Consider the following 18,169-nt stretch of genomic DNA (forward strand, 5'->3'; position numbering starts at 1 on the left):
CACTAAGAAATTGCGGGAAACGTACAAGGGACTTGTCCGCTTTATCGGCTGTATGAAGAACGACCGCTGGGTCAACCTGCGCACCTTTGAAGAAGGCTTCCGCGGACGCGGTATCGACGCGGTATTCGGTGCGATGGTCAATTTCGACGCCCTCTACGACAATGCCCGTTCGCCGTTCGCTGACCAGCTAAAACTGCACGCTTTACTTTCAGGCATGTCCAAGGGTTACCTCTTGCCGCTGGCTGCGTACAATCCCAAGGCGGACATGGACTCCGGTGGCAAGATGTTGGCCGACGTGCTCGATGCCTTGGCCAATAAAGGCTTCATCGGCGTCAAGATCTATCCGCCTGTCGGCTTCTACCCATACGGTAACGTGGAGTTCGGCAAAGGACACGGTAAAGACTTCATGATGACTGCGCGTCAGTTTGATGAACACATGCTTTCGCTTTTCCGCGAATGCGGCAAACTCGGCGCTCCCGTCATGGCGCATGCGAACAAGAGCATGGGCCGTAGCAAGGCCTGGGATAACGGCAACAAGCCAGAAGGCTGGATCGCGCTCGCGAAGCAGATGGCGTTGGACCAGCAGACACCCATTGTCAATCTGGGGCACTTTGCAGGTGACGAGAAATTCGATGACGACTGGCAGCCCAAGTACGCCAGCCTGCTGACCGACCCTGGCACAAGTAAAATGTATGCGGACCTCGGAAACTGGAAGCACTTGCGCGGCTGCACGGCTGACAGCGGTTGCGCAGCGCTCGAACGCCTGAAAGCGACCATCGCCTCTTATCCCGGCGTGGAGAAGAAGCTGATGTACGGTTCGGACTGGTTCATGATGATCAAGTCCTCCAACTGGCAGGACTACGCGGGCGACTTGGCGCGGGCACTGAGCGACATGAACCTCGACGCGCTCTTCTACGATAATGCAGTCAATTGCTATGGCCTTGTGCCTGGTGGCATGCGCCGCGCAGCGGTGGAAAAGCACCTGGGCTACTTGCCGGCTTGGCTGGCATGAACGAGTCGGCCCATTGCCAACAGTTGGCATGTTCTCTAGTTGGCGCGCGCAGTGGGGGGCACCGATCTAGCATTTCGGCCTAAGCGGTATTGCGCGGATACTTCGTAAAAGATTCGAGATGCGGCATGGCTAACTGATGTTCCGTCGAGTTGTGGTTGAATCGACAAGGATGCTAGCCTCTTGACGGCTGTAAAGGCAATCTATGGCGCGCGAGAACCATCGCATCGGGACACACTTGCGGGTTGCTTTGCCTCTCAGCTAAAATGATGTCTCAAAACGCCGTCATGGTCGGCGTGCTGCCTACCCTCCGGGTCTCTACGGACCGCAGCCAAGTGGATGCAACCATGAGTTTTTCCCTTCGATGACAATAAACCGTTACCGGGCATCGGGGAGTGCGGGGAGGCGTCTCTGATGCGAGCATTTTTCGGCAACGGAGAGATCATGACTATTTCATCAGCATCGGAGCGCATGCAGGACAATGTGCTGCGGCAGGCCAAGCGCCTGAAACATCAACTCGACATACCACTCACCCCGGCGAAAGAAATCCTGGCGACGACAGCCTATCGATGTGCCAACTGGCGCGATCTGCTGAATCAAATCGAGGCCGGGTCGGACAATCCAGCCCTGTCGCTGGCGCTTCTGCCCGAGTCGATGGAAGGGCAAAGCTACCTGTCCAGCCATATCCGGCGGGTCGCGCTGGGAATTGGCCGGCGCGTCCTGACCAACTGCAATTTGGCTGGCGTTTATCAGATTGTCCGAAGGGTCTTCGAACTGACGGGTGCCGATGTGGGATTGGCGGATGTTTCTGACAAATTGGAGATCCTGCAGTGGCGGCCCGCGAACATCGGTCCCGACCCGCATGCCGTCGTCGAAACCACGACCGTGGCCAATGGCCTGCCGGTTAAACTCATCGGAACGCGTGTCTATCTGCCCGAGTATTTTGATTTCGGGGAGAATCTCCAAAGCGTTGTGAGTTGTGCCGTCAACGGCGGCGACCGCTATGAAATAATGTGGTCGAGTCCGAGAGCATGGTATGAGGCGACGTATGTCTTTCTGTCCCAGTTCGACGGTGCTGACGACGATGATGATGTCGTGCCGATGCAACCTCCACATGTTGAACTCGACCAGGCGATGCAGCGCCACGCGGCCTGGTTTGAGGCGATCCTCCAGCTCTGGGATGAAAAGTCACGCTATGGTGGCGACAAGGATATGGCGTTTCTTCCCGTCGTGACATCGACTGGATGCTATCTCGTCTTTGGGGTTCCGGCGTCGCCCGATAGTGTCGCCCTTTGGCCGCAGGTTGCTGGCGCTGACGCGATCTGTGACGAAGGCAACGACAGTCAAATCGCGGTCATCGACGAACCAGCCGTGTGCGTCGATTGGGTCCATGTCCCAGCAACGGTTGAGGACGGAGATCAGTGGCTCGATGAATATCACCAGTCGCTGCGACGTGCGTTCCTGGGCGATCGCTCCGCCGAACTCGTATCGATCAACGCCAATGGTCCACGCTCCTTCCTATTTGTCAGGCCGGCCTCGCGATGGGATATCCACATGGCGTTGAAGGTCGAACTTGTCCCGAAAGCCGGACGGGTGCTCTGTGTGGTGAAGACCGATCATGTGCCGCTCGCGGCGGAGGTGCTGGAGAAGGTCGCCAATCACGAGCTCTCCTGTTACACATCGCAATTCGGGCATCAGCGATATATCATGGAACTCGATGTCTCGCGCCATGGCGATAAGGAGGGGTTCAGCCTGGCGCTCGATGTTCAAGGACAATCCATGTCCAGCGCATCGAATCTCGTCACCACCGCCATCTGGTCCGACACCGGGGATGGTCAGTGCAAGCTCTACCTTGAGGTAAGCGACTGAATGTTCGGATTGGTCGAGGCGGTCGGGAAGAGGAACGTTCTGGAGGCCGCACAATACGGACTGGTCTTCGAAAGGCCGCTCGGATTTCATGAGGCCATTAAAAAAGTGCCTCGGTGGTGCAGTTCCCTGTCCCATACGTCCGCCGAGGTGATGGAGATGTTCGAACGGCCATTTTCGCACGTCGAACCGATGTCCATTTTCGATCTTTGGCGTCATGCGAAACGGACCAAGTACAGGAGGGATAACTACTAGGTCCCAGGCCGGGGACTGCAGCTACTGCTTCAACTACCGAAGCCGCAGTCCCAGTGTCCAATTCGTCCAACGGCGGCATACAACCATCAACCGCGGCGGTGAAAGTTCGCCACCGCGCGGCTGACAAATATGCTTATCGCCATTGGTACAAAGGGAAGCGCAAGCGGATGAATTGTGACGGGCAGTACAAACGCCAGCACCGTCGCGCAGGCCGCCATGATCGCCGCGCAAGCGCTCAAAGCAAACATTTCCGGCTTATGCTGGATAAATTCCTTGGATCTGACGAGGCGCACCAGAAAGCCATCAATCAGGATGGTCACTATGAGCACCAGCAGGACGGGAAACCATTCGACCAGCGCGGACAGCCGGTAGGTTGCCAATACCAGCAGGGCGTCAATCGAGCGAAAGTATGGGTTGTTGAACAGGCGGTGATTGACCTGGGCCATCTCGCTGGCGACCGCCGCGTCGACACCCGATGGGGATGGCGCCTGGTTCATCGACGGCACGGGGCTGACTTTGCTTGTGGTCGTCTGAAAGTCGAGCGTGCGCGCCAAAATGCGCGTCGCATGGTCCGTGCCCCAAAACTCGGCGTTCAGCCTTGCTTCGATCCGCAATTGATCGAAGAAGCGTTGCGGTGGACAGGCCGATGGCAAATACAGTACCAGCACAAGCAGCGCCAGGAGTGATGCGGTCGATACGAAGCGGATCATCGCGAACCTCTAAGTTGGACGGTCGAAATCGGGATTGAGGATCGGGAAGCGTCCCTTGATGATCCTGCCCCCCGATACCGAGGCAAAATACTGCAGGTTCGGCAGCTTGCCGAGGATGTCGGCCGGGATCAACTCTTCCATGCTTTCGCTCAACTGTGCCGAGGACACAGAGGTAAAGTCGCCAAGGTGGGCATCGGACGCCTCGCTCAAGCCGACGCGAACCGTGTGAATCGCCGTCTTGCCGAAGGTCTCGACGACGAAGTCCTGCGTCGGTCTATCCTTGGTCCTCAGTGCGATCAGGTTGTTGAGGTTGCCTAGCGCCATGCGCGCTGCGTCTTCGCTACCGAGCCGTTTGGCGAGATCGGCCAGCGTCTGCATCGCGCAGGTGGTGAAGATGCCGCCTTCCGCGCCCTTGTTGAGGATTTCGATCAGCGGCTGGTTGATCACGTTCGAGACCTCATCGACGAAGAGAGAAATGCGCCTATAGCCGCCCAGGTTGTAGCGCATGCCCGCGCGCGCGGCCAGGTCGGCCAGCGCGAGCGCGCCGATCGCCGACGCCACCGACGGGTCGGGCAATGAGTCGAGGCACATGTAAAGGACGTGGCCACCGCGCTCGATCTTTTCGAAATTCATGATCGGACGCACGTCAACGGCGTCGAATGGGTCGGGCGACAGGCTCAGCCCCAGGTCGCCGGAGGTGAGCATTGACAGGATCGGTAGCAGGTTCGCGGTGATTTTCTGGTAGTGTTCCCGGTTGTGGCGGAAGGTCCGTACCTGTGAATCGACGACCTTGTTGTGCTGGTTCTGCGGCACGTGATGCTCGTAGAAGGCTACGAAGGCGAGCAGGTCATTGCTGGCCGCTTCCGACGGGCGCTTCAGGTTGCCACGCTGGGCGTCGCTCAGCAATTTTCTCATCTCCGGCTGATCGCGCCAGGTCACACCGAAAATGCCATTGAAGAAGCGGCGCAAAGACGCTTCCAGTACCGGTTCGATGCCGCCCTCGACGTACTTGGTCAGTTTCATCAGATTCGGCCGCTCCTCAAGATCGACCAGGCCTTGTACCACGACATTGACTGCGTCCCATCCGAACGCGCTGAAGGCGCCGGCGGTGTCCGGGGGCATGATCGATTGAATCCGCGAGGCGATCTCGGTCGGTTTTTGCCAGTTAAAGGTGAAGTCGAGCCGCACGCCGCTTTCGGGGAATGCCGGATGAAATTCAAGGAAGGTGTCGGCGTCGCGGTAGTCCGCACAGGCCCGCACCACGGCCCTTTTCAGGCGGCGGCTATTTTTCGGATCGATCACGACGACGACATCGCCGCGCCGCACCGCTTGCGTGACCAGATTGGCGAGCGCCACCCCCTTGCCTGACTGTGTCGTACCGACCAGCAGGGTGCCGCCTTCGAAGTTCTGTAACGGACGATATTGCGCGTGCTCCCGCGATTCGACGCCGTGAATGTAAGGCAGACCGATCTCGCTGTCCGGTTGTGGATTCGCCTCGTAGCCGAGGCAATGCAGCAAGACCGGCGACACGGCAAAGTCGCGGAAATTTATCTTTGACAGTTCATACAGGCGCTGGGAATGCACCGGTAGCCACTCGAAGCCGAAGCCGAGAAAGATCTGGTCCGGCTGCCTGCATAGCGCCTTGAGCTCCTTGGTGGTCAGCACCTGCATGGCCCGCCCCGACAGCGACGCGCGAATAACTAAAATTCGCAGTGCCTGGTGCATGCGTCGTAGTGCCATCCACATGCACGCGACCGCGAGCGGTCCGGTGAATTGTCCGGGCAGCGCCGCCAGAACGGAGATGGTAACGAAGGAAACCAGGGCGATGAACCAGGCCAGTGCGGCATAGGCTTCGTAGGCACGGCGCCATGGCATCTCATATTTTCGGATCAGCATGTCAGCCTCCTCCGCCGTTCACGGGGTTGAAATCGGCAGGGTCAAGTCCGGCTATGAAGCGGGGGTGGATAACCAGTCCCAGTTTTTTTTCGCCGCCGAAATCGAGAGTCTCAGTCTGTGATGGCGAACCCTTGGGTCCGCGGCTATGCGCGAGCATTCCGACATCGGTCAACGCGCGCAACGCCAACGATGGTTCGATCTTGCGGCGCTCAAATTCGGCAAGCGGGACGAATAGGCCCGACGAGACGGTTCGAGCGGCCGCCACGACGCCGTCACGATTCAAGGTATCGACGATTTGCGCGAGCGCATCGCGTGCCGCCGGATTGAGGCGCATCGGCGCTTCGAGCTTGAACGTCGGTTGGGCTGACGCGTGTTTGTCTACGGTCGATGCAGGGGGCGCTGACAGCGGTGGCCCTGGGTCGGCCGGATGCACTGGCGCTGCGATGTCGATGATCGTGCCCGTCTTTGCCGGGGAACGGGAACGTTCGTTCGGGGCGGGATCCGTCTCGATTGGCAAGGCGAGTTGGCAGGCCGGTAAAGGCTTCTGGTCTGTCCTGACCAGCGTGGGGCCGCCATGTGCTGCGGCATTCGGTGCGGCGCTGGCGTCCGGGTTGGCGCTTGCGGCGGAGTTAATCAGTGGAACAGAGAGCGGTTTGGGTTCGGGATCGAGGCCGGCGAATAGAATCGCCGGGGATGACAACTTGACAGCCTGGATCACCGTCTTGAGATCGGGCGGAGCGATCTGCCATGTGCTCAGGCCGGAATTTTGTGGCTCGAAGACGCCGGCCGCTATCAGAATTTCGAGCATCGTTTCCGGCGCCTTGGGTATCCCGGGCAGTTGATCGGATTCGAGCAGGGCGCGCATTTCCGTCGCCGCGTTCGGCCAGACGATAAACAGGCCATCGCTGCCGTACCAGACGCGCGATTTCTCGCCATTTGGGGCCCAGGCCGAATTGGAACTGACAAGCCGGCGCAATGCGTCAACCAGATAGCGCTCCAGGTGCGATCCAAGTTGCGGTTGTCCGTAGCGATCCGCGGTCGCCTGCAGATACCGGTCGATGACAAGCGCGACCGAACGGCGCACCAGGTCGTCCAGGATATTACGGTCGCGGTAGATCGGCATGCCGGAGATGCTCGCCATCAAATGCGGCACGATGACCGTATTGCCGGTGGCGAGGTGCTGCAGCATTTCCCCCGACACGACATGGGGCAATGCGAACACGCCCAGCGTGCGGCTCTCATGCACGTTTGGGAGCCACTTCAGATAGAATCGCGTCACCTGATGGACGGACAGCCACTTTGCCAGCGGCAACAGATATGGCTGCCATTCGTCGCCGTGCTCGTTGGTGACAATGACATGGCACAGGGTGCGATGGATCTCGCTGCATAGGCCAGCGATGAAGGTCGCGTGCCTCCACCTCGGCTCAAGATGACGGCGTGTCGTAATTGTCGAACGTCCCGAAAAGATGTAGCCGTCCGTGCCCTGCAGGCTGAAGAACGCGGTTTCCAGCCCCATGCGCAGCAGCCCGCCCGGTGCTTTAAAATAATTGTCCGGTGTCGCCGGCAGCAGATGGACGAATTCGGCATAGCGGCGTATCAGCGACAGCAACTCTTGTTCGAAGGTAGGGCGGTCCATGCCGTAGCAGACCTTGATGCGGTCGATCAGATCCGCGTGCGAGGCAAGTAGCTCGTCAACGCTCAAGGCTGGAATGCCCGGGTCGACCGGCGGATAGGCCACCGCGTGAGCGCCGCTGGGCGCCAATGCTGGCGGCGCGAGGTTTTCGGCGTCGGACATGCTCGCGCGCCGCAGACCGAAACTACCCAAAAGACGATCTAGGGCGCGCATGGTTGGTTTGGAAGGTGGTGGACGCTTGATGTTCGCGCAGGTCGCTATCCGCCACCAATGGGAATGGACGACTTACGATGGAGGTTTCGACATCAGGGGTCTACTTCCGCTGCCGCGGCAGGGCGAGCACACCGCATTGAAGTGCGTTCGGGTCAGGAAGCGCGATGACCGGAAACGAGGACTGGATGCGTGGGTCGCTTCTGTAGCGCTTGACCAGTTTGCAAAACGGGCACGCGTGATTGCCAACCGGATGGACGCCGATCGAGGTGACGTATTGGCTCGTGCAGACCGGGCAGGTCACAAGCGAAAAGCTCGCCGCTCGGACCAGCCAGATGCCGTCCATATGGGATGCCAGGTCGAAGGCGCGGTCGAAATTGATACGCGGAGCCATATGGCAAGCCGCCAGATAATGTTTGTACGCCGCCACAAGCGCCTCGGCGGGGCCGAAGCCAAGGTCCCGAACGCGTCGATAAACCGATACGAGGATCGACGCTTCGGCCCGATTAAGCAAGTTCGCGTTGTAATACCAGTCGGGGGAGTCGGGCGGGCGCCCGCGGGGCGCCAACTGGCGATCGGGAAAAAATAAATCGCCCAACTGCCCGTGCGGCATGCCGGTCACATAGCCGATGGTGCGGATGCGCGCGCCGAGCGAGGCGCATTCCTTCGCCAAGCCAAGCGCGCGGATATGTCGCTCGGCGCAGGTTGTATTGGTCGTCATGATGGCTCGCGCTCAAGACGCGCGGCAGCATCGGGGAAAAAGCGTGTTCGGCCTGGACGGGGTCTGGTATGGCGGGTGGACCGACGTGATCGGCCCGGCGAGGGGGACGGGCAGTTTCAACAGGGAGACGAGGTCCTGGCGCGGCGGGAACAGGCACTCATGTCCGATATTGGCCACCATGACCAGAATCTGATCGAAGGTGAGATCGTTCAGGAAACGCGCCTGGTCGATGTGCAAGCCGAACTTGCAGCATCCGGAGACCAGGTCATGCTTGATACTGTCCTTCATCGTGATCAGCATGGATAAATTCTGAAGTTGCACATCGGAAAATTGCACATCACCCATGACTCATTTCCTTTCGGCAGGTTCCATCGACACTATCGCCGTGCAACAAACACACGCGGACGATTGATGTAGAGAAATAGTGGGTGCTTCAAGATTGCTGGCTTGATTGCACATGTGCTTTAATTTATATTTTCGGTAATGTTGTCGTCAAGAGCAAATGCTCTGAACTCTTCAATTGCCACAAGCAAATGCTCCAATTTCGGCGTGTTTTGCTGGGCGGCGAAAAAAATCAAAACGGACCGTGCAGAATCCGATAAGAAAACGAGAGGGAGTAGGGACATGGAAACAGGTGAGCGCCGTCAACGCCAGGATGTTGTCCATCAAGCCGGACTGCGGCGCGGTGCTGCGGACGGGCATGGCAAGTTAGGTGGGGCTGCAGAATTTAGCGTGGGCGATGGATTTCGAAATCGTTTAATCGCCACCTTGGATGCCGCGATGGTGCCAAAGGACGCCAGGCTGGCCCATTTGTCGGCGTTGACCGGTCGCGTTCCCCAGACGTCGAGGCGGTGGATTGACCCGATCAAGCCGGGTCTGCCCGACCTGGAATCGTTCGCGCTGTTGTGTCAGGGACTCAAGGTGGATGCGAACTGGTTTCTTGGACTCACCCCGGACCGTACGGTTTCGAATCTCTTGGCAATCGAAGAATGCCCGGAAATGCGAACGGTTGATGGCCCAACTGCTGCGATCTGGATCGCCCCCATTGTGCAAGACCTCTCTGGTGCGGCGACCGGGTGTTCGCCGATGAAGATGCCGGGCGATGATATGGAGCCGATCATCCACGATGGCGACATGCTTGTTGTCGATTTTGGAACGCGGGAAATCGTCGGCAATGGCATCTATGTTGTCGAATGCGACGGGCGCGTCATGGTCCGCAATGTCGAGAGCCGCATCGGTGAAGGACTGGTGCTCAGTTGCGCGAACCAAAAATACCAGCCATCGCTTGTCAAGAATTCCGCGGCGGCCGAGCGCCTTGGATTGAAGGTGCTGGGGAAGGCGCGTGCCTGCATCCGTATCCTGAAATTTTGCCGGATGAATTGACTGGATCGGCAGGTACCTACATGGCGGGTAGGGATTGACTGGTGAATGGTGCGCTACCAACTCGCGGGCACGTGCAGGCGCCAGCCTTTCTCGTACCTGGTCTCTTGCATCTGGTGTTCCAGATAGAAGTCATACTCGGTCGGCATGCGCCGCAGTAGGTCAAGAGATGCGCCAGCGTAGCCGGCACGTTCCAGGTAGTAGCCGATCGATTGGTGGAAGGGGTACACAAATTTCAGTTTTTGCAGCATGTCGACAAGGATCTTCACCGACAGGGCGCCCTGAGCCAATTCAAAAGCAGTACGCACCGTGTCCACGCCGCCGGAATAGACTGGCCGTACGGTCATATCGATCAGGGTCCGCTCCAAGCCGGTCAGTCGCAATACTCCCTGGTCGTCGCCGTCGTAGCGCGATGCCTTGTTGATGACGCCCATCTGATTTGTGTGCATGCCGTTGATCATGCAAATCTGGATTGCACCGAATTCGATGGCATTGTTCGATGCGCGCGGGCGGCGCGCAAATGCCGCGTCGATACGCCCTTGTGCTAGATGGGGATCTTGTGGCTGGGGGCGTTGCTCGTGGTTGAGGTAGATGGTCGAGGGCGTTTGAGCCACCAGTCCGAGCATGTTGGCGGCAGTCAGATGGCTGAAGTAAGCGCCCGTCTTCAGGCTCAATAAGACCTGCATGAGCGACACCTTCCCCCATGTGTAGCGCGTTTCGCTGCGGTAGGGAAAGGGGAAGGTCAGTTTGGCCAATTCGGCGTGATTGCACAGGAAGTCGGTGAATGCCTGGACGCCGGTACCTTTGGCTAGTGCCCATCCGCTACGCTGTTCCGCCAGGATCGTCGCGATGTCTGATGGCTTGAATATACCAGTGGGGTAATCGTCAAGAAAGGCTGCGATGGCGGGCTTGGCGTTATGGATGCGTGACTTGCTCATGTGCTTGGCTTAGCGTTTGGTGTCGTTGCGCCGATTCTTCCTGGCCCACTCGTCCTCGTTATAGGCGTGTCCGTGGAGTATATATACTCCACGGACACGCCTACGGACAGGTATTTTTCAGCACGCCATGGCGCTGGCCCGCCTGTCTGACACGAATTTTCGGCGCTTTGGGGTAGGGCATTCGTAGTTAGGTAATGTCGATGTTGTCCGATAAATTGGACAATATAGATTATTTTGTCGCTTTTATCGGACATCACGCTAGATGAATAAAATGCTTGTCCGATAAAATTGACAAGTTAAGGCGGTTTGTCCAATATACCTGACATGAAAACATCGTCAGCACGTCCCTTCCCGGCCATCGAAAAACAGATGACTGCGCTCGGTCAGCGCCTGCGCGAGGCCCGTCTGCGCCGAGGCATCAGCACGCTTCTGTTCGCTGAACGGATGAACGTGTCACGCGATACGCTCAATCGCCTCGAAAAGGGCGATCCCAGCATTGCCATGGGTACTTATGTCCGGGCCTTGCGCGTCCTCGGCGTCGAAAAAGATCTCGACAAGGTGGCGCAGGACGACGAACTTGGCCGCAAACTGCAGGACCTGAAGATGCCGGTTGCCAGAAAACCGAGGGGAAGTCCGGAACGCTCCACGTCATCCGACACCGAAAGCGGGACTGAAAACCATGGCCACAAAGAAACCGATTAACGACACACGGGACGCGTTTGACGTCTATCTCTGGGCAGCCGACCTGGGGGTGGAGTCCCGCGTTGGTACCATGTACCGTGACGCCTTGCGTCTGGAATTGCCGGCCAGCTTCGCTTACGACACCGGCTGGCTCAAGAGCGGAAATAGTTTCATGCTCGATCCGCGCCTCGAACTGTGGGCGGGCGAGCAGCATCCCGAAGTCGACATGCCGGCCTTTGGCGTATTCATGGACTCGGCGCCGGATCGGTGGGGCAGGGTCTTGCTGGAGCGGCGCGAAGCTGCAATGGCCGAGCGGGAAGGGCGCAAGATGCGCCAGCTCCACGAGGTGGACTTTCTGTTGGGCGTGCACGACTTGACACGCATGGGCGCCTTGCGCTTCAGAAAAGGGCTCGATGGCCCGTTCCTGGACAACCACCCGTACGCGGCACCGCCCGCCACAAGTCTTGGTGAACTTGCCCACATCAGCCGCCGCATCGAGGAGCCAGGTGTCGAGAGATTACCAGAGTACGAAAAGTGGCTTGCCATGTTGATCGCGCCAGGAAGTTCCTTGGGCGGTGCACGGCCCAAGGCGAACTTCACCGATAACGATGGTCTGCTGTGGTTCGCGAAGTTCCCGGCCAGCGACGACCGCTACGATGTCGGCGCATGGGAGTTCGTGGCCCATACACTCGCCGCAAGGGCGGGCATTGAAGTGACCGAAGCGCGCATTGAACTGTTGGGTGATCGCTACCGCACGTTTTGCGTCAAGCGTTTCGACCGCAGTGGCGACAGCCGCAGAATGTTTGCATCCGCGATGACCTTGCTCGAGCGAAGGGATGGCCAGCCTGGCGGCAGCTATCTTGACCTTGTCGAGTTCATCGAAGACCAGGGGGCCAGGAACCATATCGATGCCGACCTCGAGCAATTGTTCAGGCGCGTGGTTTTCAACGTATTGATCGGCAACCGGGACGACCACATGCGCAACCATGGGTTCATTCGGGAAACCACCGGCTGGCGCCTCTCTCCCGCCTATGATGTGAATCCCAACCCGGGCAAGGCGAGCCACGCCTTGACCCTGGATGGACACAACGCGCAGCCGAGCTTGCCGGCGGCAGTCAGTTGTGCCGACATGTACCGATTGAGTGAGGCGCGCGCCAAGGTCGTCGTTGACGAGGTGCGTGGCGCACTTGCTGGCTGGCGCGATGAAGCTCAACTTCACGGACTGTCACGTCTCGAAATACAACGTATGGAGGCGGTGATTCAAGTGTAGCCACCCATGGGACTCCGCACGTCACACCAGCTGAACTAGCCGCTGGGGTGTCGGCAGTCTGAGCAATTACACCTGAGATTGATGATCGGTTCTAGGCTCTTCATTTCGGGACGGAACAGATGCAGGAAAAAAGGCATCCCAGAAATCGGGATGCCTATTTTACTTCAGTGTGATTCTCATGCGGCTTCAGCCAATCCCTTCCATTCGCTGGCTGCCAGGTCAATCAATTTCCCGCCGAGCACCTCAAATTCGGTCGCCCGGTCGTAGTCCTCGACATCCTGCGAGTAGTGGGTCACCGCGTTGACCAATCCATAGGCAGACAGGTCGCCGTCGACAATCAAGTGGCGCAGGACACCGGCGCGCTCGACCTCGTTGAGGGCGTAGCGGTTGGCCAGCACTTCGATGGTCTTTACCGGATCGCCGGTCAGTTTTATGCCCAGCGTTCGCTGCATCTTCTGCGCGACCTGAAGGAAGCTCGCCTCGGACACGGCCGCTTCGACCACGTCCCGTACCTTGAGGAAGAATGCCGTGTCGTCGGCGGCAAGCGTATCGTCACGGAACACGGTGATCGCTTCCTCGTCCGTTTGCGAAATGCGCCCGACGTGGGTCTTGCGCAGACCATGATCGGCCGCGATCAAGCCGTTGCTGCAAATTAGGCGATAGATCAGTGGCTGCACCGATAGCGTGCCGTGACCGACTTCGGAGTTCATGATCACGATACCGGCTTGCACGACATCGCCTGGCGCCATTTCATACTGGGTGCGCGGCGTGATGACCTTGATGTACATTTTTGTTTCGGTCAGTTCGACCGATTCAAAGCGTACTTCCGACAGCTTCTGCAAAATTGGCAACACGTTTTCGGCCAGGTCATAATTGTCGAGCCGGCGGTAACGATCCGACAGGACCGCGCGTACGTGGCCATCAAGCGTACGGATCATGCGCCGTTCGCTATCGGTCTGCAGCCACGTGTTCACGTTCCGGTCGAGCAGGCCAGGTTGCTCCGCGCGCATGCGTTCAAAGTATGCGAAGGGAATCTTCAACTTTTCCGCCAGTTGGCGGCGGGCGAGGTTGGTGATGTCATATTTGCCGACGCCGCCAGGCTCGTCGATCATCATCTTGCACTTGCCTCCCTCATCGGTATGGCAGAGCATCATGGAGGAGGGTACGATCATGTCCCGCTTGCTCGCGAGTTGGCGTTCGAGTTCGTGAGCAAGGTTGATGAGAGAACGTCCGTTTTTCATGGCAATACTCCTAAGGAAAAGCGGAAACGGCATGACCCATGGCGGGATGCACGTTCCCGCTGGGGTCAATGACTGACTCGAAATTCCGAGTCGACTATGCGCGATTTACTGCGGGTGTAATGGCAGGGCTGTCTTCGATGCGCGCGAAGCATGCATCCTGGTGTGACAGCAACCAGCGAAAAATCTTTCTAACGCGATCTCGACGAGATCGCGCACGAAAAACATTCATCCATTCGGGCGTGGGAAGAAAAAAGCGGGCGCGGTATCGGTACCGCGCCTAAAAACTACGCCACTTTCCCGACGTGCCCGATACGCGAGCACCAGACATCGGCCCAGTCGGTTCCGGCGTGCCGAGGTACGAAGACTTCGACCTGCCGGGAGTCCGTTCCATTTGCGTCCTTCTTCAAGCGCCGCGCCAGGGAAAATGCGCTGGCCTGTCCCTCGAACTGGGTGTCGCCATCGTTGTCGGCATAGATGCGAATGCGGCGTACCGATTCCGGCAGCCACAGCTTTTCCATATTGCCCGCATTGATTGCCGCCCAGACCGGCTTGCCGGTACTTAGGTGCACGGCCAGCGCCGTCTCGATGCCCTCCGCTATCGCCAATTCCTCGTCACAGCTATACAACCTGATGGCCGAGCCGCCAATTCCAGCCGATAGCACCTTCTTCGCCTCGTGCTGCAATGCCTTTCGGCCATCGGTGAGGTAGGTGCGGTGCAGTGTGACGGCATGCCCGTCGGCTCCCTGGATACAAGCGAGCATGGCCGGATATTCGGCCACCTGGCGCGAAGCTCCCGATGCATCCTTTTCATAGAAGCCAAGGGCAGGGTGATAGCGCAGCACTTTCGGATAGGCACTCAGCGAAATGCCCCGGTTACTCAGATAGCGATCGACTTCGTCGCCTTGGGTAAGCGGTTGCGCCTCATTCCATATCCGCTTCGCCAGCTTCTTCATCCAGTCCGCGGACGGTTCGACCGTTTTTGGATGCAATTGATGGCTGATGGGGACGCTGCGACCGACATACTCCTCAAGCTTGGTCAACACCGTGCCGAAGTCCCAGCCCAGCGCGCCCTGCAGCAGTTTGAGTCCGCCTCCGGGGCCACAGCCGCGACAATGGTAGTTCCCTTCGCCAAACTTGTCCGTGTACTGAAACCGGTCATGTCCGGCGCAAAGGGGGCATGGCTGATTGCGCTTGTTGAGAATTTTCTTGTCGACGCCGAGTATGGGCAGCAATTCACTCCAGCGGCCATGGGCGCGCCCCTTGATTTCGGCGACGCGTGCTTCGAAGGCTTGGCTTTCCATCAAGACCTCCCTTGCAGAATCGCCGCATGCGACGCTGGCGCCGGGAGGGCTTCGATCACATGGCTGTCGCGTACATGCCCGATCTGGAGTTGGAAGGCTTTGCCACGCAAGAGCGGGTAATTTTCCAGCCTCAATTCCTGCAGTAGCGAAGCGAGCGTCGACTGGGGATCGACGCAGCGCAGCCTTTTGACTAGATCCGCGAGCGCGGTGCGATCGGCGTCGCGGTCTTCCTCGACGAAGCGGTTGTCTGGATCGATGAAATCCGATGCTTGCCGTACCGCTTCACCTGTCCACTCTCCAGGCGGGATGAATATCGCGCCGTCGCAATACACACCGACGTCGGTGACAGTCACGCAATCGGCGCCGATCGATATTTCGACGGCGTCGCACAGAATGACCTGCGACGTGATCCAACGTCCGTCGAGTGTCATTCTGCATTGCTCTTTCAGGGCCTTGACCCGGATGGACGCTTCCTTGATGACCTCGATGTAGCTGTGTACCCAGTGCTCCGGATGCAGTTCCAGCGGCGAAAGGACGGTGTAATCCATTGCCTTGGCAAACATCCAGCCAGCAGCGTTTTCGCTGCTCACACTATCGAGATCGACCAGATGCACGCTGCCGTCCACCACTTCCGTGCGCGTCACACAGTGCTCGGGAGCGGCGATGTAGCAGCGGCCCTCGTAGCCCTCCTGAATCGGATAACCCGAGATGCGATGGGTCAGGCATTTCGGCAATACAGGCACGTCGTTGATGAGATCAACATGGTGCCAGTAGCGCATCACGTCGAAAAACGCCTCGACAAAATCCGACGCATCCAAGCTGCTTTTCGCGTCACACAGAGCTTGGCGCCAAAGCCACTTCATGCAGGCATAGACCCGTTTTGTTTGATCGTCTTCATCGATGAGCTTATCGCGGTCAGGAAGACGGGCGACAAACTGCCTCGAATCGAGATGCACGACATTGACCTGGAAGCCTTCAAAAAACGATGGCCGAGCTACGCAAAGCCCTTGCAGGAACATCAGGGTATTGCGCGTGTAGTTCCCGTTGCCAGTGCCTCTCAGGTACACCTGCCCGATGCTGGTGTTCATGAACGGCAGTTGATCGACCGCGTGAATGCGCGGCAGTTCGACGCCGTTGAACCAGACCTGGACTGGAAAACCACTGCATATCGCGTGCAGCCGAAACTTCAAGTCGGGCAGTTGCACCTCGTGCAGTTCCACCGTCGTATGCGGCTGCGGCGCGATCTCCTGTACCTCGACCGGTTTCCTCGCCAGCGCTTCGCTTGTCAGGAAATCGATCTTCCGGTCGCGCGACATGACGATGCAACGCGTGGCCGAATACAGGCATTTCGAAAAGCCGATGCCGAACGGGCGCTCCTCGTCGCAGGTTTCATTGTCCCAGCCGGACTCATTAAAAGTCAGCAGTTTCTGAAAGTCTGCGATTCCCCGCCCGTCATCGACAACGCGCAGGATGCCCGTCGCGTCGTCGTAGGCGATCTCGATGCGTCTGGCGCCTGCGCGCCGGGCATTTTGCATTAGCTCGGAGAGGAGCGTAAACTTGTCGGTGAATGCAAAGCGCTGGTTGCGCAGTGCGCCTTCTTCATTGATGCGGATCTGAATGTTCATGTGAATGCTCCTGGAATGCATGGGCGGAACACTGCCCCAAGCGGGGCAATGGCCCGCGTTGGGGGAAGAACAGGCTTAGTGAGTCACTTGAGGCGTGTACAGTTGCCCGGCGCGCAAGGCTTCGCCGAGACTGTGCGACCCGAGTTCCTCGGGCTGGACGTAGAGCGTGCTCGTGGCATTGCCCTCGTTGTCAAGACGCTGCACCTTGTAACCGTCCGGATACCACTGGATCATGTAAACGAGTTGGTCGGCGCCCGAAATGACGAACTTTCGTCCGAGGCGACCGGTGATGATTTCGCTCTCCTTGACCAAAAATTCGATATCTTCCGAGGCGTGGACATTGACCATCGAGCCACGCCTGCGTTTGCTATGGGTTGCGGTGAACATGGCGATCTCCTATGTGATGAATCGTTGCAAAAAACGGATCAGGCGAACAAGTCGCCTTGCACGCTGTGTTTCTTGACCTGCTCATTGATCCACTGCGGATTCTTCGACAATCGGCTTTCGATCCACGTTGGATTCCTGAGGACAGCCTCGCGTACCCATGACGGGTAGCGCATCAGCGTCGCATTGAGCCAGAACTTGACCTGGCATCGAATGGCGTCGCGAATCTCGTCGGCGTCCAATCGTCCGAAATAGGGCAGTGGCGACAGCGGGCTGCAGCCAACAACCTTGAGGCAATTGACGAACGAGAATGGCCGGCTCTCTTTCTCGCGCTCGGTGAAAATCCAGCGCAAGGTATCGAGTTTTTCTTCAAGGGGCGTTGCCGGGTCGCGCAGTCCGCCCACTTCCTTGAGAAGACGCCAGTGTAAAAATACGATGTCTTCCTCGTCCCATTCGCCGATTGTCGCGTCGTCGAAAGGCGTCGCGTCCTCTGCGATGGAGCTAATCATCATCGACAGAGCGGACTGGCTGGCAACAGGAGGGCCCCGCCCAGAAGCCGGATCGGGGAATCGTGGTGCCGCCTGTGTTGAAAGTGAACTTTGCATCATTGCCTCCAAAAGAAAATGAGGGCAATGCACACCATAGGCGGAGGCGATTGCCCCCACGGGTTATGAATGGCCGGTACGGAGACCGGTGCTACTTGGACTGGCTTGAGTGCGTGGCGGCAAGAGCCGTTTGATCGGTGTGCCAGTTACCGATGCGAGAAAACTTTCGGCGCGAGAAAGAAATCCGGCCTCGAAAGCAATCTTCGGTGGCGATATGCGACAAGCACCATGGATGGCGTCCCTGGATACGCAGATGAGACAACGGGGCTTGCCAGACTGCTTGCAGGGCTAGCTGCTGCATGACGCCAAGTTAATTCGACAGTGCGTCGATGTCAATATGGATTCGGAACAAAATCCGGGCTGGTGCCGAAATGTCCCTTTGTCCGTGTGCCATTTCTGATGGCGAGTATCGACCCGAAAGGCGACGATGGGTTCGGTGGCAAC

At 58.4% G+C, this 18,169-nt stretch carries 16 protein-coding genes; 5 read left to right on the forward strand and 11 right to left on the reverse strand.

The features are described 5' to 3' along the window. Nucleotides 1-52: 52 nt before the first annotated feature. The gene (locus ACHAC9_RS13190; protein WP_435760457.1) at nucleotides 53-1,012 is read left to right on the forward strand and encodes a hypothetical protein; all 960 of its coding nucleotides are present in this window, start codon (nucleotides 53-55) and stop codon (nucleotides 1,010-1,012) included. Nucleotides 1,013-1,423: 411 nt separating this feature from the next. After that, nucleotides 1,424-2,878, forward strand: coding sequence for a hypothetical protein (locus ACHAC9_RS13195; RefSeq protein WP_435760458.1), 1,455 nt, complete (start codon nucleotides 1,424-1,426; stop codon nucleotides 2,876-2,878). Between the two features lie 338 nt (nucleotides 2,879-3,216). Here the strand turns inward: ACHAC9_RS13195 and ACHAC9_RS13200 are convergent, their stop codons facing one another. From ACHAC9_RS13200 to ACHAC9_RS13220, 5 genes are all read right to left on the reverse strand, one after another. Continuing rightward, nucleotides 3,217-3,840 (reverse strand): DUF4400 domain-containing protein, encoded by a 624-nt coding sequence (locus tag ACHAC9_RS13200; protein ID WP_435760459.1) that lies wholly within the window; start codon nucleotides 3,838-3,840, stop codon nucleotides 3,217-3,219. A gap of 9 nt (nucleotides 3,841-3,849) precedes the next feature. Then, on the reverse strand, nucleotides 3,850-5,736 hold the full coding sequence (traD, locus tag ACHAC9_RS13205) for a conjugative transfer system coupling protein TraD (protein WP_435760460.1): 1,887 nt from the start codon (nucleotides 5,734-5,736) through the stop codon (nucleotides 3,850-3,852). A gap of 1 nt (nucleotide 5,737) precedes the next feature. Then, nucleotides 5,738-7,531 carry a MobH family relaxase gene (mobH, locus tag ACHAC9_RS13210; protein ID WP_435760461.1) on the reverse strand — a complete coding sequence of 598 codons (1,794 nt, stop codon included), beginning with the start codon at nucleotides 7,529-7,531 and terminating at the stop codon, nucleotides 5,738-5,740. Between the two features lie 151 nt (nucleotides 7,532-7,682). After that, nucleotides 7,683-8,300, reverse strand: coding sequence for a FlhC family transcriptional regulator (locus ACHAC9_RS13215; protein ID WP_435760462.1), 618 nt, complete (start codon nucleotides 8,298-8,300; stop codon nucleotides 7,683-7,685). Nucleotides 8,301-8,312: 12 nt separating this feature from the next. Continuing rightward, the gene (locus ACHAC9_RS13220; RefSeq protein WP_435760463.1) at nucleotides 8,313-8,645 is read right to left on the reverse strand and encodes a hypothetical protein; all 333 of its coding nucleotides are present in this window, start codon (nucleotides 8,643-8,645) and stop codon (nucleotides 8,313-8,315) included. Nucleotides 8,646-8,924: 279 nt separating this feature from the next. On the opposite strand from ACHAC9_RS13220, the gene ACHAC9_RS13225 reads away from it, so the two are divergent. Next, a complete protein-coding gene (locus tag ACHAC9_RS13225) occupies nucleotides 8,925-9,683 on the forward strand; it encodes a S24 family peptidase (RefSeq protein WP_435760464.1) in 759 nt (252 codons plus the stop codon). 53 nt (nucleotides 9,684-9,736) lie between these two features. Here ACHAC9_RS13225 and ACHAC9_RS13230 read toward each other — a convergent pair whose 3' ends face one another. Beyond that, nucleotides 9,737-10,618 (reverse strand): type IV toxin-antitoxin system AbiEi family antitoxin domain-containing protein, encoded by an 882-nt coding sequence (locus tag ACHAC9_RS13230; protein WP_435760465.1) that lies wholly within the window; start codon nucleotides 10,616-10,618, stop codon nucleotides 9,737-9,739. A 324-nt stretch (nucleotides 10,619-10,942) separates the two neighbouring features. Here ACHAC9_RS13230 and ACHAC9_RS13235 point away from each other — a divergent pair, with 324 nt between their 5' ends. Beyond that, a complete protein-coding gene (locus tag ACHAC9_RS13235; RefSeq protein WP_435760466.1) occupies nucleotides 10,943-11,320 on the forward strand; it encodes a helix-turn-helix domain-containing protein in 378 nt (125 codons plus the stop codon). Then, the gene (locus tag ACHAC9_RS13240; protein ID WP_435760467.1) at nucleotides 11,298-12,569 is read left to right on the forward strand and encodes a type II toxin-antitoxin system HipA family toxin; all 1,272 of its coding nucleotides are present in this window, start codon (nucleotides 11,298-11,300) and stop codon (nucleotides 12,567-12,569) included. Before ACHAC9_RS13235 ends, ACHAC9_RS13240 begins: the two co-directional genes overlap by 23 nt. Before the next feature lie 176 nt (nucleotides 12,570-12,745). Here the strand turns inward: ACHAC9_RS13240 and ACHAC9_RS13245 are convergent, their stop codons facing one another. From ACHAC9_RS13245 to ACHAC9_RS13265, 5 genes are all read right to left on the reverse strand, one after another. Continuing rightward, nucleotides 12,746-13,810, reverse strand: coding sequence for a DUF932 domain-containing protein (locus tag ACHAC9_RS13245; protein ID WP_435760468.1), 1,065 nt, complete (start codon nucleotides 13,808-13,810; stop codon nucleotides 12,746-12,748). 284 nt (nucleotides 13,811-14,094) lie between these two features. Next, on the reverse strand, nucleotides 14,095-15,111 hold the full coding sequence (locus tag ACHAC9_RS13250; RefSeq protein ID WP_435760469.1) for a DUF7146 domain-containing protein: 1,017 nt from the start codon (nucleotides 15,109-15,111) through the stop codon (nucleotides 14,095-14,097). Further along, entirely contained in the window at nucleotides 15,111-16,736 is a 1,626-nt protein-coding gene (locus ACHAC9_RS13255; RefSeq protein ID WP_435760470.1) for an ATP-binding protein, read from the reverse strand. The genes ACHAC9_RS13250 and ACHAC9_RS13255 overlap by 1 nt, the downstream gene beginning before the upstream one ends. 75 nt (nucleotides 16,737-16,811) lie before the next feature. Next, nucleotides 16,812-17,123, reverse strand: coding sequence for a hypothetical protein (locus tag ACHAC9_RS13260; RefSeq protein ID WP_435760471.1), 312 nt, complete (start codon nucleotides 17,121-17,123; stop codon nucleotides 16,812-16,814). A 38-nt stretch (nucleotides 17,124-17,161) separates the two neighbouring features. After that, nucleotides 17,162-17,725: a hypothetical protein gene (locus tag ACHAC9_RS13265; RefSeq protein ID WP_435760472.1), complete on the reverse strand. Its 564-nt coding sequence runs from the start codon at nucleotides 17,723-17,725 to the stop codon at nucleotides 17,162-17,164. Nucleotides 17,726-18,169: the final 444 nt, after the last annotated feature.

Source organism: Massilia sp. CMS3.1 (genome assembly GCF_051262535.1).
GTDB lineage: Bacteria > Pseudomonadota > Gammaproteobacteria > Burkholderiales > Burkholderiaceae_D > Telluria.

Bases quoted from the DNA above. Each gene is read 5' to 3' on its own strand.
- ACHAC9_RS13190 (WP_435760457.1), top strand. From the start codon at position 53: ATGAAGAACGACCGCTGGGTCAACCTGCGCACCTTTGAAGAAGGCTTC.
- ACHAC9_RS13195 (WP_435760458.1), top strand. From the start codon at position 1,424: ATGCGAGCATTTTTCGGCAACGGAGAGATCATGACTATTTCATCAGCA.
- ACHAC9_RS13200 (WP_435760459.1), bottom strand. From the start codon at position 3,840: ATGATCCGCTTCGTATCGACCGCATCACTCCTGGCGCTGCTTGTGCTG.
- traD (WP_435760460.1), bottom strand. From the start codon at position 5,736: ATGCTGATCCGAAAATATGAGATGCCATGGCGCCGTGCCTACGAAGCC.
- mobH (WP_435760461.1), bottom strand. From the start codon at position 7,531: ATGTCCGACGCCGAAAACCTCGCGCCGCCAGCATTGGCGCCCAGCGGC.
- ACHAC9_RS13215 (WP_435760462.1), bottom strand. From the start codon at position 8,300: ATGACGACCAATACAACCTGCGCCGAGCGACATATCCGCGCGCTTGGC.
- ACHAC9_RS13220 (WP_435760463.1), bottom strand. From the start codon at position 8,645: ATGGGTGATGTGCAATTTTCCGATGTGCAACTTCAGAATTTATCCATG.
- ACHAC9_RS13225 (WP_435760464.1), top strand. From the start codon at position 8,925: ATGGAAACAGGTGAGCGCCGTCAACGCCAGGATGTTGTCCATCAAGCC.
- ACHAC9_RS13230 (WP_435760465.1), bottom strand. From the start codon at position 10,618: ATGAGCAAGTCACGCATCCATAACGCCAAGCCCGCCATCGCAGCCTTT.
- ACHAC9_RS13235 (WP_435760466.1), top strand. From the start codon at position 10,943: ATGAAAACATCGTCAGCACGTCCCTTCCCGGCCATCGAAAAACAGATG.
- ACHAC9_RS13240 (WP_435760467.1), top strand. From the start codon at position 11,298: ATGGCCACAAAGAAACCGATTAACGACACACGGGACGCGTTTGACGTC.
- ACHAC9_RS13245 (WP_435760468.1), bottom strand. From the start codon at position 13,810: ATGAAAAACGGACGTTCTCTCATCAACCTTGCTCACGAACTCGAACGC.
- ACHAC9_RS13250 (WP_435760469.1), bottom strand. From the start codon at position 15,111: ATGGAAAGCCAAGCCTTCGAAGCACGCGTCGCCGAAATCAAGGGGCGC.
- ACHAC9_RS13255 (WP_435760470.1), bottom strand. From the start codon at position 16,736: ATGAACATTCAGATCCGCATCAATGAAGAAGGCGCACTGCGCAACCAG.
- ACHAC9_RS13260 (WP_435760471.1), bottom strand. From the start codon at position 17,123: ATGTTCACCGCAACCCATAGCAAACGCAGGCGTGGCTCGATGGTCAAT.
- ACHAC9_RS13265 (WP_435760472.1), bottom strand. From the start codon at position 17,725: ATGCAAAGTTCACTTTCAACACAGGCGGCACCACGATTCCCCGATCCG.